Below are 14,919 nucleotides of genomic sequence, written 5' to 3'. Positions count from 1 at the left end.
ATTTGCACTGGTAGGGCTAGTGCATTTGCACTGGGTTCATGGTTTTTTTACCCGTCGCTCGCCGGCAAACAGCCCTCGTTCCCGCGCCCATACAATCGCGGCGCTGCGGCTGTGTACGTTGAGCTTGGAGTACACCGTGGCCACATGATTGCGCACGGTATTGGGCGCCAGCTTCAGGCGCGAGGCGATTTCCTTGTCGGCCAGGCCTTCACAGATCAACCCCAGGACATCCCGCTCACGGGCGGTCAGGTCGGTGAAGGCGATGTTCGGCTGGTTGGGGCTGTTGACGCTCTTGGCGTTGGCCAGTTTTTCGATCAGCGTCTGGCTGAACCAGGACGCGTCCTTCATCACTTCCTCGATGGCCGACACCAACTCCAACTCCGAGCGTTTGCGCTCGGTGATGTTCATCATTACCAGCAGGTAACAGGCGGTGTCCTGGATGGTCACGGTGTCGGCCGACACCACGCAGTCAATCACCTCATGGCCTTTCTTGCGGATCTTCAGGTCTTGGCCTTCGAGGCTGCCGGCCTTTTCCAGGGTGGCGAACAACTGCGTGCAGGCCTCGCTGCTGTCGATAAAGTTGATATCGCTGATGGATTTGCCGATCAACTCTTCGCTGGTGTAGCCGGTGATGGTCATGAACGCATCGTTGACGTCCACCACCTGCTGATTGCCCGCATCGCACACCAGGGTTGGCACCGGCGTCAGGCGGAACGACTTGGCAAACCGCTCCTCGCTCTGGCGCAGGGCGGTTTCGGCCTTGCGCCGGGGCTCCAGGTCGGTGAAGGAAAACAGCATGCATTCCTCATCGTTCATATCCAGCGGCTGGCCGGCGACAATCACCAGCTTGCTGCCGCCTTCGGGCAGCTTCAGCTCGGCTTGCATCTGCGGGATGGTCGCGCCTTCGCCCAGGCGCTGGATCGCCAACTCCTTGCGCTCGGCCTGTTCCAGCACGTCCAGTTCGTACACCGAACGGCCGATGACCTGGTCGCGGTTGTAGCCGGTCATTTCGAGGAAGCCCTGGTTGACCTTGATATAGCGCAAATCACTCAAGCGGCAGATCACCGCCGGCGCCGGGTTGGCGTTGAAGGTCTTTTCAAAACGCTGCTCGGCGCTGGCCCATTCGGTGGCATCGCTGAGGATCAGCACCAGCAGTTCCGGCTTGCCGGCGCTGTCGGTGAGCGCCAGGCTGCGCAGGCGATGGACCCAGGTGCGGTCGGGGTCGGCAGTGGGCGTGACTTCCACTACCACATCGCTGAACGCTTCGCCGTTGGCCACCCGGCTCAGTGGATAGGCTTCCAAGGGCAGCGGGTGGTTGTTGCGGTAGCGCAGGGCAAAACGCTCGGCGTATTCGGCGGTATTGGCGCCAAGCCCGGCAATATCGTCCAGGCCATGCATGGTCAGTGCAGCATCGTTGGCCCACAGAATGCTCTGGTCGAGTTCGGCGAGAATCACCCCGTCGGACAGGCCGGAAATGATCTGCTGCAATTGGCGGCGATTGGTTTCTTGGGCGAGGACGGCCTGGCTCATGCTTTCTCCAAAATGGGTAGATAAGGACAACCGTGTCTCTTGTAGGAGCGAGCTTGCTCGCGAAGGTCTCCAACGGTAACGCGCGCGCCCTGGAAGAACGCGGCGCCCTAAGGTTCTTCGCGAGCAAGCTCGCTCTTACAAAACAGGGCGTGTCTGGCACATGTGGAGTACGACAACAGAGCCTGAGCATAGTGCAGAGCCAATCACTCTGGCGGGGTGCGAATGCACCAGTGTACCTAGTGCAATTGTGCCGAGACCGTAGCCACCGGTCTGGACACACTGAAGGTCTACTCATTTGTCCAAGGATCGATCATGACCACTCTTTATGAAACCAACCGCTCGCCGTTTCGCGTGTCCTGGGGCTCAGTCCTGGCCGGTAGTGCAATTGCCCTGGTGACCTACCTGGTGCTGAGCGTACTGGGCACTGCCATCGGCGCCAGTGCGGTCGACCCAATGGCGGCCGGCAACCCGCTGAGCGGTTTTGGCACGGGCGCCGGGATCTGGCTGTTTGTCTCTACCTTGCTGGCGATTGGCGTAGGCGCTTTTGTCGCCGGCCGTACCGCTCCGGATCGTGGAGGCCTGCATGGTGTCCTGAGCTGGACCATCACCACCTTGCTCACCACCTGGCTGCTGGCGGCATTGGCCACCAGCGTGGTGGGCGCCGCAGGCAATGTGGTGGGCAAAGGCCTGTCGGCGGCCGGCAGCGGGATTGCTGCGGTAGCCCCCGGCATCAGCGATAGCGTCAAGCAGCAGTTGAACGAGAAGGGCATCAGCCTGGATTGGGACAGCCTGCAGGGCGAGCTCGACACCTTGCTCAAGCAAAGCGGCAAGGCAGAACTGGACCCCGCCAATGTCGAGCAAAAAGCCGACCAGGCAGCGGCAGACGGCCAGCAAGCAGCCACTGATGCAGCCACCCATCCAGCCCAGGCGGCGGCTGAACTCAAGCAGTGGTTCGAACGCGTCAAAGCCTCCGGTGAACCTGCGTTGAACGCGGCAGACAAAGAGGCGCTGGTCAACATCGTCGCCGCCCGCACCGGCAAGAGCCAGGTCGAGGCCAGCCAGATTGTCGAGAACTATGCCCAGGCCTACCAACAGGCTGTGCAGAAAGTCCAAGAGCTGAAGGCCCAGGCTGAACAACAGGCCCGTGAAGCGGGTGAAGTGGCGGCCAAGCAACTGTCCCGCGCGGCGTGGAGCACCTTGTTGATGCTGGTACTGGGCGCGGCATTGAGCTTTGGCATTGGTCGCCTGGCCATTTCGACCCGCAAAGTGCCATTGGCTTGATCAAGGCCAATTGATGTCATGACCACAACACCTTGCGTGAGCGCGTAAACTGTCGGCTTTTTTCGCGCTCACGCAAAGGTATGCTTTTGACCCCGGTAAAAACCACAGCCCTCCTGCTCTTCACCACCTTATTGGCGGCGTGCGGTACCTCACCGCCGCGCTCCCCCGATGACCTCTGCGCCATCTTCCGCGAGAAGGACGACTGGTACGACGCGGCCAAAGTCACCCAGAAACGCTGGGGTGTGCCGATCCAGATACCGTTCGCCATCATGTACCAGGAATCGGGCTTCCGGCAGAACGCCAAGACCCCGCGCAAATACCTGTTGTGGATCATCCCCTGGGGCCGCGTGAGCACCGCCGCCGGCTATGCCCAGGCCAAGGATGAAGTGTGGGGCGACTACCAGAAAAGCACCGGCCGCAACTGGGCCAGCCGCCAGGACTTCGACGATGCCATCGACTTTGTCGGCTGGTACATGGACAAGACCGCCACCATCAACGGCGTATACAAATACGACGCCTACGGCCAGTACCTGAACTACCACGAAGGCTGGGGCGGCTACCGCAACCGCACCTATGCCAGCAAGGCCTGGTTGTTGCCGGTTGCCGGCAAGGTCAAGGCCCGTTCCGATCTGTATGCGCGCCAGTATGCGGGGTGCAAGGCGGATCTGGAGCGGGGGTTCTGGGGGCGGTTTTGGCGGTGGTTGTAAAGTGTGGAGTGGGTAAGGCCCGGGAGCCGTACCCGCTCGTTTACGCGACCAGTCTTCCCACCAGGGGCACGATCAGCAAGGTGCTCAGTGCCATCGAAAGCACATTGCCAATGTACGGATGAAAGTGGGGCGCAAGTCGTCCCGCAATGGCACAGGCCAGGGGCGGCGCAACCAATGCGCCAAGCAACGCACTTGAACCGACCACCATCCAGCTCCCGCCATGGGTCAACACCGCCGCCGGCACCACCGATACCAACGGCACATAGGTGGGATACCAACCGCGCTTGATCCACTGACTGCGCCAGATCAGCACGCCCAATGCCGATGTCTGACCTGACTCAGGTTGAGTGCTCGAAGGCACTAGGCCGACCTCAGTCCTTTATGAGCGGTGTGGAGAGCGGGACGCGCCGTTTGGACATCGTGCAACTGCGTGACTTATGCACCTTGCTGGGCGCTGGACTTCAAGAACTAATTGCAGAGTTTGAAAAATCTCTGTCGGCGGATAACAGTTCGGCGAGCGTGTGGAACGAATCAAGCAAAGGCTAGAGAATAAAAAGCTTGCTGAGCCGGATTGGGAGCCATCGGCCGGGGGCGGAATGCCACGTAATAGGAGCAGGTGAAGTCGCTGATGTCGAAGCGTCCAACTATGTCAGCTGACCAGATTGCAAGGCTGGTTGATTGTGGTGTTCATGGCGCGGCTACGTATAACAGATGACGAAAACCGTGACACATAACCAAGAAGTACAGATCGCAACAGCCGATGCCTTACCCTGTTAATGCAAAACCAACACGAGTTAGCCGCTGATCTGGAGGGGTGACGAAATGGCTTTCTGCGCATGGAGGCAGTGATGCCATCAACAACGCTAAGCAGATCACCACTTTCATCTTTCAGCTGCGTTAGTAATAACAAATCCCCATATAAAGCAGTGACCAGAAGCTCCACTCAGTCAAATGGAAGGCCGAAAGCAGCCATACTCAAATACGCTAATCAAATCTTAAGGGCGAACCAGATAGAGTCTTAGATGGTTTCTTTAAAAACAGACCAGTATTAGTTTCTGCCAGCAATCCTTTTAAATGAGCCACCCGCAAAAGCTGCTTCCGGATTAGTGCTTCGGTGGGGGTTGACGAGCGGGGGTATTTCAAGTGCGCGACAATTAATTCATTGATGCAACTAGTACTGCCAATGCTAAGTTTCTTTAGGCCCGAAGCCCCCACTAATGAAGCGCCATAATATGCAACCATTAAATAACAAGCCGCTAGGTCATCCTTGGAAAATTTCGAACTTAACATTACAGCTAGAATCTGCTCTCGGAATTTTCGTTTCGAAGTTTTTTCATAACGGCCCGTTATAGTCCGCACTAGCTGTTGTTCGATGGTGCTTGCGCCTTGTCTCTTTCCCTCAAATATTCTGACCTTAACTGATCGTAATATAGCGATAGGGTCCACGCCGAAATGCATGCTATTCCGGTGATCCTCTCCTACAACCAATGTACGAATGAGCGAATCAGTTATCGCGCACGCACGCTGTCCTTCATGCTCCGTTACAATAGTCGAGCACTTCACAAAGTCATCGAGAATCGACTTGTGTTTTAATATTATAACAGCTGCGATCCCGCAGTAGATTGGAACGGTGAACAACCTGTAGGATGCTCGCTGAATAACTCTCTGCCACATAGTACACGACCCTTGGTATTCGCAGCAGTTGAATAAAATCCACCAGCGTTCTGTGCTTTTCGGAAGTTGAACCGACTAACTTTTACGGTCATAAAAGACGTGCTTTCCCGCTTTTCCCCTTGTTCCACAATATGGAGATTCATCACTGTGCTCCAGAGGTAATTCCGTTCTACTCTACCAGTTACCTCTCCCCGGATTTTCTGAGCCCCCTCATACTCACATCCACGCTTACTATCTATGTCGCCAGTTTTCTCAGAGGTGCCGCAGATGACATAACCATCCGAGTAAAGAACGAGTGTGTGAAAAAGCTGCATCCCCTTATAAGGGTTGTAAGATGAGCTTTCAACTGTACTCATTGTGTAAAATACGCCAGAGTAATTTTTTGACCTTATGGATAATTCCCGAATAATGAAAAGCATGCCCGCCACAATAATTGCAGCGACTAATGATCCATAATTAGATGAGACGCTTCCGAAGCTATGAATCGAAGAAGCAATAGCCACCACAGTATCGCAGAAAGACATGAAACCTCACTGAACTCGGCCGAGTTTGAAGCAGCAGTTTAAAAGCTGCTGTTATCTTAGCATTACTTTGCCTCTACGCAAATCGACCAACCCTCACTGACGAAACCAGGCTTGCAGACACGCGTGCACAGCGCTGGACCGGGGATACCTTGCGATCTAAGCCTGATAGATGGCAAGGTAATGGGAGCATTAACGAGGAAGCACCAATAGATCAGGCGCTTTCAATCGGAATCGTACGAAGAGCTTTACGTTGTGCAGAGGCAGTGACCACACCGTGAAGCATGGTCCATTGCACCAACTGTACCTCAGGATAATGGAGATGAGCATGCAACATGATGTCACCCCAATGCAGACCATCAGTTCTGATGAAATGTATCCTCTTCAACACTTTAGATAGCAATAATCGCCCGCCCGCCCTAGGTGCGAGCAATCTAATTTCGTTTTCGTGACTCCAGTCAGTGTGCTTGACTGAGGTTACGCGAGCAGCTGAAAGAATGCCTCTTCGACGAAGAAAGTCCTCTCCAAGCGACAACTCCTGAAGCTGGGCGAGAGTTGCACCGGGGTGCTCTTCCGCTAGGGCGATGAAAAGTTGCCGCCAATCATCGGCATAATTGTGTGATCGGGCGCCACCGAAATAAGTCACGTCCACAGGAAACAGCTGATGGTCCTGCAAGACCGAAGGCGACCACTCCAGCTCAAAACACACTCCCTGGCTATTTTCCGCGTAGTACGCCCACATAGCCTGATGATTAGGACGGTGAGCAGCGGAAAAGATACCAACACCCTCACTAAACTTTCGTAGCCGCTCATTTTCGCAGTTGATAGCACGAGCTACTTCAGGAGGGCACGAACTCTCAAACGAGTAATCTGGATCACCCCGACTTCGACTTATTTCAGACAGGGTGTCGCAGAAAACCTCGCTATTAGCATCATGTTCAGCGTAGTCAAACTTGGCTTCAAGAGTGTCGTTCAGCTCGCTAGGTTTAGCGAAGTAAAGCGTCCCATCTACAAGGCACCTGAGGGCGTTCATACCGCTACGGTATTTGAAACAGGTCAGTGTTTGCTGGAGATTGACTTTAGCCATGCTAATACTCCTGAGGCGATTCGAGGTATTACGATTAGCCTTATTGGCGCGTTTTTCTTCTTAGGAAAATTTCTTGTAGAAGAAGGCAGCTAATGCAGCAACGGCCAATAGGTACGGGGCCACGAGATCCAGGGTTTCTCTTTGTGCCACCCAGGCATTTGCTCTGTACTTCAGTTCAATCCAAAGAAGAAACAGAAAGTCTTTGCGTTTCCATTTGCTGTCGTACTTGTTGAGGTTTATATATCTCTTGAAGTACATAAGTCCATGGTCCGGGTCTTCTTGTGTTGCTGGGTAGGCAATGACTCGTTTTAATAAGCCAATTCTCCTATACTCCGGCTCTACTAGCCCCGGCTCATCGCCACCCCAAACGTCCACAGCCTTTTCCAATAAACCCTTGACTTCCTCTTCTTGCTGATCATAGTGATATATAGTTGGGTCATTAATAAGTTTCTTGGACCACTGGTTGAAAAGCTCGTCGCGGTAAATTTCGGAGTATGCATAGTAGCGTAAGACGCTGTAAAAAATACCCGCAATCAAAAGCCACTGTAGGTTCTCATGATTCGTAAACTCAATTTTAAAAACTAAACTGCTGGCTTCTTTGATGTTTGCACCGCTCACTACAATAGCAAGGAGTAGCAAGGAGAGTAAGAATAGGTTTCTTCTTTTGCTTTTCAAACCTTCATCAGCATCTATTGCTTTCCTAAAATCTTCAGTATTCATAGCGTCCGTTCTTGACTCTTCCAATTGGTGGGTGTTGAGCATAGCGCTATCAGTATCTCACGGTCGGACAATCTGAGTTGGCTGCTTAGCACGCCCAGCGCTGTGTGTGCGTACAGTTTGTGTGTCCTCGCAAAGAATTTGAGGGAAATAGCGCCGATGGGGTTCTACAGATCTTTACCCTGTTAAGTCAGCTAGCTGAACATCGTCAGATTTTCATCACCATACATTTAGGGTTTTGTCTTCATTTGGCATGGCTGTTTTCAGGGAAGGGATTTTCGAGACTGCTGCCAGTTTTTGTGCCGAACTCGCACCCTTCGAATACGCATCGTGGGTGACAGAACCTGTCTCGTGTCCTACCAGCTCTTTTGCCAACGCATCTGGCACGTCTGCCCTGATCAATTCAGTGATTACGGTATGGCGGAAGCTATGGAAGACGTGGAGCTTGCTGAAGCCTGCTGCTGTGCGCAATCTGCCAACCGCTTTGGATATCGCGTGTGAGCGTTTTCCGTAATGGTCGTGTGAGCTGGTGGGGATGAGAAAGGTATCGGTGCTGTCTATACTCAGTCGGTCAACGGTAGCCTTGCCGCTCGAAGTCATACCAAGGGCTGTGGTTCTTCCATTTTAACCCTCGCATTTCGACTCCCGCTCCGCTGGTGAGCAAGGACATTTCCCTTTTGTTTTCCTCACTGGTGTCCTCACCAAATATCATACCCACCAAAGCACTTCCGTATTTTACATCCAGAGGTTCCGTCGTTTTCGAAAACGCCACCCAGCGAAATTCATTCTCAGCTTTCCAATCGCTCATTTTTTCGAAGAAAAGCTCGCGATAATGTTTTCTTAAGTGGATCGACGGATACCTTTCTCGCCCGTACCTTTCAAGATCGTCAGTGTTGATACTGAAGAGAACCTCTTCAAATAGGTCGCGGGCGATCCCACAATCTTTGTACTGCACCGCGCCACCGAGTAAAGGTGTGTGCGCATCAAGTTGAGTAGTGATTTCTTTTTCCAGACTCTCGCGGTTGAACACCAGACAAACGCCGGTGTGGTTTGCAGCGTACTGCGCCCACATCCGAGGTTTACAAAAACCGCGATTGAAAATGTCTGCGAGGTGGTTACCGGTCAACGGTCCTGTATCACGCGAAAAGCAGACTAGGCGCGTATCTCGCTTCAACTCATCTGAAAGCCAAGCCGACATGGCATTGCGGTCGTAATCTATACGGTCGGTTTTCCGCTCGAACGATACGAAATCGAATAGCCATTGCTTGCTTTCTTTGGGGTCGTTGGTACGTCTGTACTCGCCAAGTCGGAGAGTACGAAATTTGAGGATGCAATTGATCGCGGTCGCGGCGCTGGTGTAGTGGTAAAGGTACTTGTTGTGGTCGGTGACATTGATAATCACGTTTTCATCCTTGGCGGCGCTGCGTGAGATGGTGATAGCCAAGGATGGTACTGCGGACTCAGCCCGAGACTCCATTCAAATAAGCAACCAATCGCAGTGTCACGAGTGGAAATCCCGTGAGCCGTGAGTTCCGTTGATTGGGTCGGGAGTATCCCTTGATAAGCGACCAGGGACTTCAATAGCACTAACCCAAACAGGCCAATACGAGCTCACAGGAGCTCTCACCGGTATTCGCGCACCAGCCTTCACGGATTTTTATAATGCTGGACGGGGGTGGTCTGCCAGAACCGGTTCCGGTTAAACCCACTCCCGCAATATTCAGATGAATAGGGATTCGATCATCTGAATATACGGATTCGACTCTGAAATCGAGATTCCCAATACGGGGGGTTGGATTTTTGGAGGGAAAGTTAGGGTGTAACAAATGAAATAGTTGTGACCAGGGCCTGATCGGGATGAAGGTCGGCGGGCTGCGCAAGCTGTTTGTGCCGGCGCATCTGGCCTATGGCGAGCGAACGATGGGCAAGCATATCCAACCCCATAGCAACCTGCATTTCGAGATTGAGTTGCTGGAAGTGCTGACACGCGACGATTGAAGACCTGACACCGAGCCCCTGCAGGAGCCGGCTTGCCGGCGATGGCGTTCCAAGGCACGCCGCATGTCTGCGGGCCTTGGCGCCGACAAGCTGGCTCCTACAGTGATTTGTTCTACCGTTCGCCTATCTGTCCTTGAATAGCACGCGTCGCTGCTGATACTGTACAAAAATACAGTATCTGGTAGCCCGCCATGCAGTTGATCGAAAAACTCAGCATCCTCGCCGATGCCGCCAAGTATGACGCGTCCTGCGCCAGCAGCGGGGCGCCCAAGCGCAGTTCCGAGGGCAAGGCCGGGCTGGGGTCGAGCGATGGCATGGGCATTTGCCACAGCTACACGCCCGATGGGCGCTGTGTGTCGTTGCTCAAGGTGTTGCTGACCAATTTCTGCCTTTACGACTGCCAATACTGCGTCAACCGCCGCTCCAGCGATGTGCCCCGTGCACGCTTCAACCCGGAGGAGGTGGTGAGCCTGACCCTGGACTTCTACCGGCGCAATTGCGTCAGTGGCTTGTTTCTCAGTTCGGGGATCATCCGTTCGGCGGACTACACCATGGAGCAGTTGGTACGGGTCGCCAAGCTGTTGCGCGAGGAGCATGACTTTCGCGGTTACATCCACCTCAAGACCATTCCCGAAGCCGATCCTGCATTGATCGCCGAGGCCGGGCGTTATGCTGATCGCTTGAGTGTGAACATTGAACTGCCCACCGATAAGAGCCTGCAGATCCTCGCGCCAGAGAAGCAGATCGGTTCGATCAAGCAGGCGATGCAGACGATTTTCACCGGCGAGCAAACCGTGCTCAACGAGCCCCGTTCACCGCGTTTTGTGCCGGCGGGGCAGAGCACGCAGATGATTGTCGGTGCCGATGACACGGATGACAGCACTATCCTCCACGGTGCCGAAGCGTTGTATGGCAACTTCAAGTTGCGCCGGGTCTATTACTCGGCGTTCAGCCCGATCCCCAATAGTCCGAAAAGCGTTCCCCTGGCGGCACCGCCGTTGATGCGCGAGCACCGGTTGTATCAAGCGGATTTCCTGCTGCGCAGTTATGGTTTTCGCGCCAATGAACTGTTCGCCGGGCCGGGGGATCTGGCGCTGGATATTGATCCCAAGCTGGCCTGGGCCCTGGAGCATCGCGAGGTGTTCCCGCTGGACCTTAACCGTGCCGAGGCGACGTTGATCGCACGGATCCCGGGGATTGGCCTGCGCACCACCGAGCGCCTGGTGGAACTGCGCCGGCAGCGCAAGATCCGCTTTGAGGACCTGGCGCGAATGCGCTGTGTATTGACCAAGGCCAAACCGTTTTTCATCACCAGCGACTACCACCCCCAGCAGGCGGAAAGCACCAGTGTGCTGCTGCGCGAGCAACTGCGCGACCGCCCGCAACCGCAACAGATGGGGTTGTGGGGATGATCAGCCTGGAATGCGACAACCTGTTCAGCACCTGGCGCGAGCAGGCGCGCTGGCTGCTCAGCCATCAGATCGACCCCAGCCATGTCAGTTGGGGTGAAGTGGAAGTGGCGGACCTGTTCGCTACCGATGAGCATTACCCCACGCACAATGGTCCGTTCCAGGCGCGTATACCCAAGGCCCTGCTGGAGTTGCTGGAAAGTGCCGCCTGTTACCACGGCGAGCAACGCTGGAGCCTGCTGTATGAAGTGCTGTGGCGTGTCAGCCATGGTGACCGCACGGCAATGATGGCAGGGGATCAACTGGGCAGCGAGCTGCAGCGGCGGATCAAGCAGGTGCGGCGCGAAGCGCATCATCTGCACGCGTTTGTACGTTTTATCGCCCTGCCGGCAGCGGCGGGCCCGGAGCTGCCGGAGTACGTGGCGTGGCACGAGCCGGCCCACGACATTTTGCACAGTGCCAGCCAGCACTTTGTCGGGCGTATGGGCCGCCATCGCTGGATGATCGCCACGCCCCTGGATGGGGTGTATTACGACGGTGAGCAGTTGATCCATCAACGCCAGTGCCCGGAGCAATGGCAGCAACTGGCGCAGAATGTCGAGGATCCACACAGTGCCATGTGGCTGACCTACTACAGCCATATCTTCAACCCGGCACGGTTGAATCCCAAAGTCATGGAAGGGCACCTGCCGAGCCGGTTCTGGAAGAATCTGCCGGAGGGCAAGTTGATACCGGGGTTGATCAGCGAGGCGCGAACGGGGAAGCAGCGGGATGGGCAGGCGAAGCTGATCGGTGAGCGCCCCGGCAAGCGGATTTCAAGCGGGCCTGGTTAGAACCTGTAGGCGCTGGCTTGTGTGGGAGCTGGCTTGCCTGCGATGCAGACGCCTCGGTCTATCCAGTTGTACCGAGGTGATGCTATCGCAGGCAAGCCAGCTCCCACACAAGCCAGCTCCCACACAAGCCAGCTCCCACACAAGCCAGCTCCCACACAAGCCAGCTCCCACACAAGCCAGCTCCCCACACAAGCCAGCTTGCACATTGGATCTTCATCGCGATAGGGGATGGCGTCAGGCCAACTCAGTCGCAGTGTTTTTCACCACCGCCAACTCCGGATGGGCCACCAATTTATCAATGTGCAGCTCATCATTGTTTAACCAGGTTTCCGTCAGCACGCGGTAGTGCTCCATGTCCCGGCAGCGCATGCGCAGGCTGTAGTCGAAGGGGCCGCTGATCAGTTGGCATTCGAACACTTGCGGGCAGGCCTTGACGCAGGCTTCGAAGGCCTTTTGCGCCGAGCGCCCGCTCTGGTTGGACAGGGCCACCAGCACCAGCAACGACAACCCCGGCGAGACCATCTGCACATCGATGATCGCGCCATAGCCGCGTATCACCCCGCGCCGCTCCAGCTTGCGCACCCGTTCCAGGCAGGGCCGGGGGGTCAGGTGCACCAGCGAAGACAGCTTCTCGTAGGTGATGCGCCCCTGATGGCGCAATACATCGATGATGGCTTCATCAATGCGATCCAGCGCAGGGGAGGAATGGGGTCCGTTGGCCTTGGTATCCATGGTCGATTCTGTATTCACTTCAAGCGGTTGGAGAGAAATTGCTGCAAGCGTTCGCTCTTGGGATGGTCGAGGATCTCGGCGCTGCCTTGTTCTTCGACACGGCCCTGGTGCAGGAACAGCACCTGGCTGGACACCTGCCGGGCAAAGCCCATTTCGTGGGTGACCATGAGCATGGTACGACCTTCCTCGGCCAACGTCTGTATGACTTTGAGGACTTCCCCTACAAGCTCTGGATCCAGCGCCGAGGTCGGTTCGTCGAACAGGATAATCTCCGGCTCCATGGCCAGCGCCCGGGCGATGGCCACCCGCTGTTGCTGGCCACCGGAGAGAAACGCCGGGTATTGATCCGCGACCCGGCTTGGCAGCCCAACTTTATCCAGGTACATCCGCGCGCGTTTTTCCGCTTCGGCGGCGCTCACGCCCAACACCCGGCGCGGTGCCATGCAGATGTTCTCCAGCACCGTCATGTGGCTCCACAGGTTGAAATGCTGGAACACCATGGCCAGGCGTGTGCGCAGGTTCTGCAGTTGCGCCTGGTGCGGCGCCTGCACGCCGGCACGGCCCTGGCGCATTTCAATGCTGATGCCGTCCAGGGTAATCACCCCGGCGTCGGGTTGTTCCAGGAAGTTGATGCAGCGCAGCATAGTGCTCTTGCCGGAGCCGCTGGCGCCGATCAGGCTGATCACGTCGCCCTTGCTGGCGTTAAGGGAAACGCCCTTGAGCACTTCATGCTCGCCGTAGCTTTTGTGCAGGTCTTCGACCTTGAGCTTGACGCTGGCACTGGCAGCAACAGCAGTCGGGCGGGAGGTGGCAAGATCAGCAGGATGGGCGGCCAGGGCCTGTGCGGACTGGTTCATGGGTTAGCCTCGGGTCGGGACAAGAAAGCGCATCCAGCGTCGTTCGGCCAGTCGGAACAGGCCCACCAATGCAAAGGACAGCAGCATGTACAGCAGCGCGGCAATGCCGAAGGCCTGGAACGTAAGGAACGTTTCGGCGTTGGCGTCGCGGGCCACCTTGAGGATGTCGGCGATGGTTGCGGTAAACGCCAGGGACGTGGCGTGCAGCATCAGGATCATTTCGTTGCTGTAGGCCGGCAACGCGCGGCGCAGCGCGGCGGGGATCACCACGAACAGGTTCATCCGCCAGCCGTGCAAACCATAGGCCCGCGCTGCTTCAATTTCACCGTGGGGAATATTGCGAATGGCCCCGGCGAAGATTTCCACGGTGTAGGCACAGGTGTTGAGCACAAAGGCCAGCAGGGTGCAGTTCAACGCATCGCGGAAAAACTGATTGAGCAGGGCGGTGTCTTGCACCACTTGCAGGCTGTACAGGCCGGTGTAGCAAATCAGCAACTGGATATACAGCGGCGTGCCACGAAACAGGTAGGTGTACACCTCCACCGGCCAGCGTAGCCAGAAGTGCTCGCTGACGCGGGCAATTGCCAGCGGGATCGACAGGACAAACCCGAGGATCACTGACACGATAAACAGCCACAAGGTCATGGCCACTCCGGAAAAGCCCGAGCCATCGGTCCACAGGTACGCCAGGCCATATTGCTGGATCAGTTCAATCATCGCGCGACCCCCTTGATGCCGACGTTGTAGCGCCGTTCCAGGCGTTTGAAGATGCGGTTGGAGAGGGTGGTGATCAACAGGTACACCAGGCCCGCGAGGATCAGAAAATACAGCGGGTCATTGGTGGTCTTGCCGGCGTTCTGCGCGGCCTTGACCAGGTCTGCCAGGCCGATGATCGACACCAGCGCCGTGGACTTGAGCAGCACCAGCCAGTTATTGCCCAACCCCGGCAGCGCAAAGCGCATCAATTGCGGGAACATCACCAGCCGAAAGCGCTGCCAGCGACTCAAGCCGTAGGCGGTCGCCGCTTCCAGTTGGCCCACGGGTACACTGAGCATCGCGCCGCGAAAGTTTTCGGTGAAATACGCGCCGTAGATAAAGCCCAGGGTGATGACGCCTGCGGTGAATGGATCGATTTCGAAGTAATTCCAGCCGAGCATCTCGGTCAGGTCATTGAGCCACAGTTGCAGGCTGTAGAAGATCAGCAGGATCAGCACCAGGTCCGGCACACTGCGGATCAAAGTGGTGTAGAGCGTGGCCGGGATGCGCAACAGCTTATGGCTGGACAGCTTGGCACCGGCGGCGACCAGGCCCAGGGTCAGGCTCAGGACCAGCGCGAGGAGCGCCAGCTTGATGGTCATCCAGGCACCCTGGGCCAACAGCGGGCCGAAGCCTTGCAGGTTGAGAAGTTCATTCATGGGGGGAGATCTCGATGGGCACGGTGCCCCTTTTGTAGGAGCGAGCTTGCTCGCGAAGAACTCAAGGGCACCGCGTTTAATCTGGCTTTACGCGTTATCGTTGACGTTTTTCGTCGGAGCGCCGCCCGGAGACAAGCTCGCTCCTACAGGGGGAGAGG

15 protein-coding genes and 3 pseudogenes are annotated in these 14,919 nt (G+C 56.2%); 6 read left to right on the top strand and 12 right to left on the bottom strand.

Annotated features, from left to right (window positions below; all coding sequences use genetic code 11):
- Positions 1 to 36 precede the first annotated feature (36 nt).
- Positions 37 to 1,530, bottom strand: a complete 1,494-nt coding sequence (locus GDV60_RS17150; RefSeq protein ID WP_159908202.1) for a PAS domain S-box protein — start codon at positions 1,528 to 1,530, stop codon at positions 37 to 39.
- A 312-nt stretch (positions 1,531 to 1,842) separates the two neighbouring features.
- Here GDV60_RS17150 and GDV60_RS17145 point away from each other — a divergent pair, with 312 nt between their 5' ends.
- On the top strand, positions 1,843 to 2,811 hold the full coding sequence (locus tag GDV60_RS17145; RefSeq protein ID WP_159908200.1) for a hypothetical protein: 969 nt from the start codon (positions 1,843 to 1,845) through the stop codon (positions 2,809 to 2,811).
- A gap of 80 nt (positions 2,812 to 2,891) precedes the next feature.
- Positions 2,892 to 3,518, top strand: a complete 627-nt coding sequence (locus GDV60_RS17140) for a hypothetical protein (RefSeq protein WP_070995667.1) — start codon at positions 2,892 to 2,894, stop codon at positions 3,516 to 3,518.
- 40 nt (positions 3,519 to 3,558) lie between these two features.
- On the opposite strand, the pseudogene GDV60_RS17135 reads toward GDV60_RS17140, so the two are convergent.
- Positions 3,559 to 3,846: pseudogene (locus GDV60_RS17135) on the bottom strand (hypothetical protein); the annotation flags it as partial.
- A 5-nt stretch (positions 3,847 to 3,851) separates the two neighbouring features.
- Between GDV60_RS17135 and GDV60_RS26880 the strand changes: the two are divergent.
- Positions 3,852 to 4,064, top strand: a pseudogene (locus tag GDV60_RS26880) (helix-turn-helix domain-containing protein); the annotation flags it as partial.
- Between the two features lie 438 nt (positions 4,065 to 4,502).
- On the opposite strand, the gene GDV60_RS27120 reads toward GDV60_RS26880, so the two are convergent.
- The 6 genes from GDV60_RS27120 to GDV60_RS17105 all read right to left on the bottom strand — a co-directional run bounded on the left by GDV60_RS27120 (position 4,503) and on the right by GDV60_RS17105 (position 8,961).
- Positions 4,503 to 5,192, bottom strand: a complete 690-nt coding sequence (locus GDV60_RS27120) for a transglycosylase domain-containing protein (protein WP_371923787.1) — start codon at positions 5,190 to 5,192, stop codon at positions 4,503 to 4,505.
- Positions 5,114 to 5,716, bottom strand: a complete 603-nt coding sequence (locus tag GDV60_RS17125; RefSeq protein ID WP_159908196.1) for a hypothetical protein — start codon at positions 5,714 to 5,716, stop codon at positions 5,114 to 5,116. Before GDV60_RS17125 ends, GDV60_RS27120 begins: the two co-directional genes overlap by 79 nt.
- A gap of 211 nt (positions 5,717 to 5,927) precedes the next feature.
- The gene (locus GDV60_RS17120; protein WP_159908194.1) at positions 5,928 to 6,800 is read right to left on the bottom strand and encodes a DUF2971 domain-containing protein; all 873 of its coding nucleotides are present in this window, start codon (positions 6,798 to 6,800) and stop codon (positions 5,928 to 5,930) included.
- A 60-nt stretch (positions 6,801 to 6,860) separates the two neighbouring features.
- Positions 6,861 to 7,520 (bottom strand): hypothetical protein, encoded by a 660-nt coding sequence (locus tag GDV60_RS17115; protein WP_159908192.1) that lies wholly within the window; start codon positions 7,518 to 7,520, stop codon positions 6,861 to 6,863.
- Between the two features lie 216 nt (positions 7,521 to 7,736).
- Complete coding sequence (locus GDV60_RS17110; RefSeq protein WP_256679311.1) at positions 7,737 to 8,117, bottom strand: tyrosine-type recombinase/integrase; 381 nt, start codon at positions 8,115 to 8,117, stop codon at positions 7,737 to 7,739.
- Positions 8,089 to 8,961, bottom strand: coding sequence for a DUF2971 domain-containing protein (locus GDV60_RS17105; protein ID WP_256679310.1), 873 nt, complete (start codon positions 8,959 to 8,961; stop codon positions 8,089 to 8,091). The genes GDV60_RS17110 and GDV60_RS17105 overlap by 29 nt, the downstream gene beginning before the upstream one ends.
- A gap of 395 nt (positions 8,962 to 9,356) precedes the next feature.
- Between GDV60_RS17105 and GDV60_RS17100 the strand changes: the two are divergent.
- The 3 genes and pseudogenes from GDV60_RS17100 to GDV60_RS17090 form a co-directional block, all read left to right on the top strand.
- A pseudogene (locus tag GDV60_RS17100) lies at positions 9,357 to 9,515 on the top strand (FKBP-type peptidyl-prolyl cis-trans isomerase); the annotation flags it as partial.
- A gap of 191 nt (positions 9,516 to 9,706) precedes the next feature.
- Positions 9,707 to 10,927 carry a putative DNA modification/repair radical SAM protein gene (locus GDV60_RS17095; protein WP_159908190.1) on the top strand — a complete coding sequence of 407 codons (1,221 nt, stop codon included), beginning with the start codon at positions 9,707 to 9,709 and terminating at the stop codon, positions 10,925 to 10,927.
- A complete protein-coding gene (locus GDV60_RS17090; protein WP_159908188.1) occupies positions 10,924 to 11,757 on the top strand; it encodes a TIGR03915 family putative DNA repair protein in 834 nt (277 codons plus the stop codon). The genes GDV60_RS17095 and GDV60_RS17090 overlap by 4 nt, the downstream gene beginning before the upstream one ends.
- 234 nt (positions 11,758 to 11,991) lie before the next feature.
- On the opposite strand, the gene GDV60_RS17085 is transcribed toward GDV60_RS17090, so the two are convergent.
- Genes GDV60_RS17085 through GDV60_RS17070 form a run of 4 tightly spaced genes read right to left on the bottom strand, consistent with a single transcriptional unit; the run spans position 11,992 to position 14,761 of the window.
- A complete protein-coding gene (locus tag GDV60_RS17085) occupies positions 11,992 to 12,489 on the bottom strand; it encodes an Lrp/AsnC family transcriptional regulator (protein WP_029296543.1) in 498 nt (165 codons plus the stop codon).
- Positions 12,490 to 12,503: 14 nt separating this feature from the next.
- On the bottom strand, positions 12,504 to 13,346 hold the full coding sequence (locus GDV60_RS17080) for an ABC transporter ATP-binding protein (RefSeq protein ID WP_224791191.1): 843 nt from the start codon (positions 13,344 to 13,346) through the stop codon (positions 12,504 to 12,506).
- A gap of 3 nt (positions 13,347 to 13,349) precedes the next feature.
- Positions 13,350 to 14,063, bottom strand: a complete 714-nt coding sequence (locus GDV60_RS17075; RefSeq protein ID WP_029296541.1) for an ABC transporter permease — start codon at positions 14,061 to 14,063, stop codon at positions 13,350 to 13,352.
- Complete coding sequence (locus tag GDV60_RS17070) at positions 14,060 to 14,761, bottom strand: ABC transporter permease (RefSeq protein WP_159908186.1); 702 nt, start codon at positions 14,759 to 14,761, stop codon at positions 14,060 to 14,062. Before GDV60_RS17070 ends, GDV60_RS17075 begins: the two co-directional genes overlap by 4 nt.
- Positions 14,762 to 14,919: the final 158 nt, after the last annotated feature.

This window comes from Pseudomonas sp. DTU12.1 (genome assembly GCF_009873475.1).
In the GTDB taxonomy this organism is placed as follows: Bacteria; Pseudomonadota; Gammaproteobacteria; order Pseudomonadales; family Pseudomonadaceae; genus Aquipseudomonas; species Aquipseudomonas proteolytica.
The sequence above is the reverse complement of the archived record's forward strand: the minus strand, read 5'-3'. Positions and strand labels throughout refer to the sequence as shown.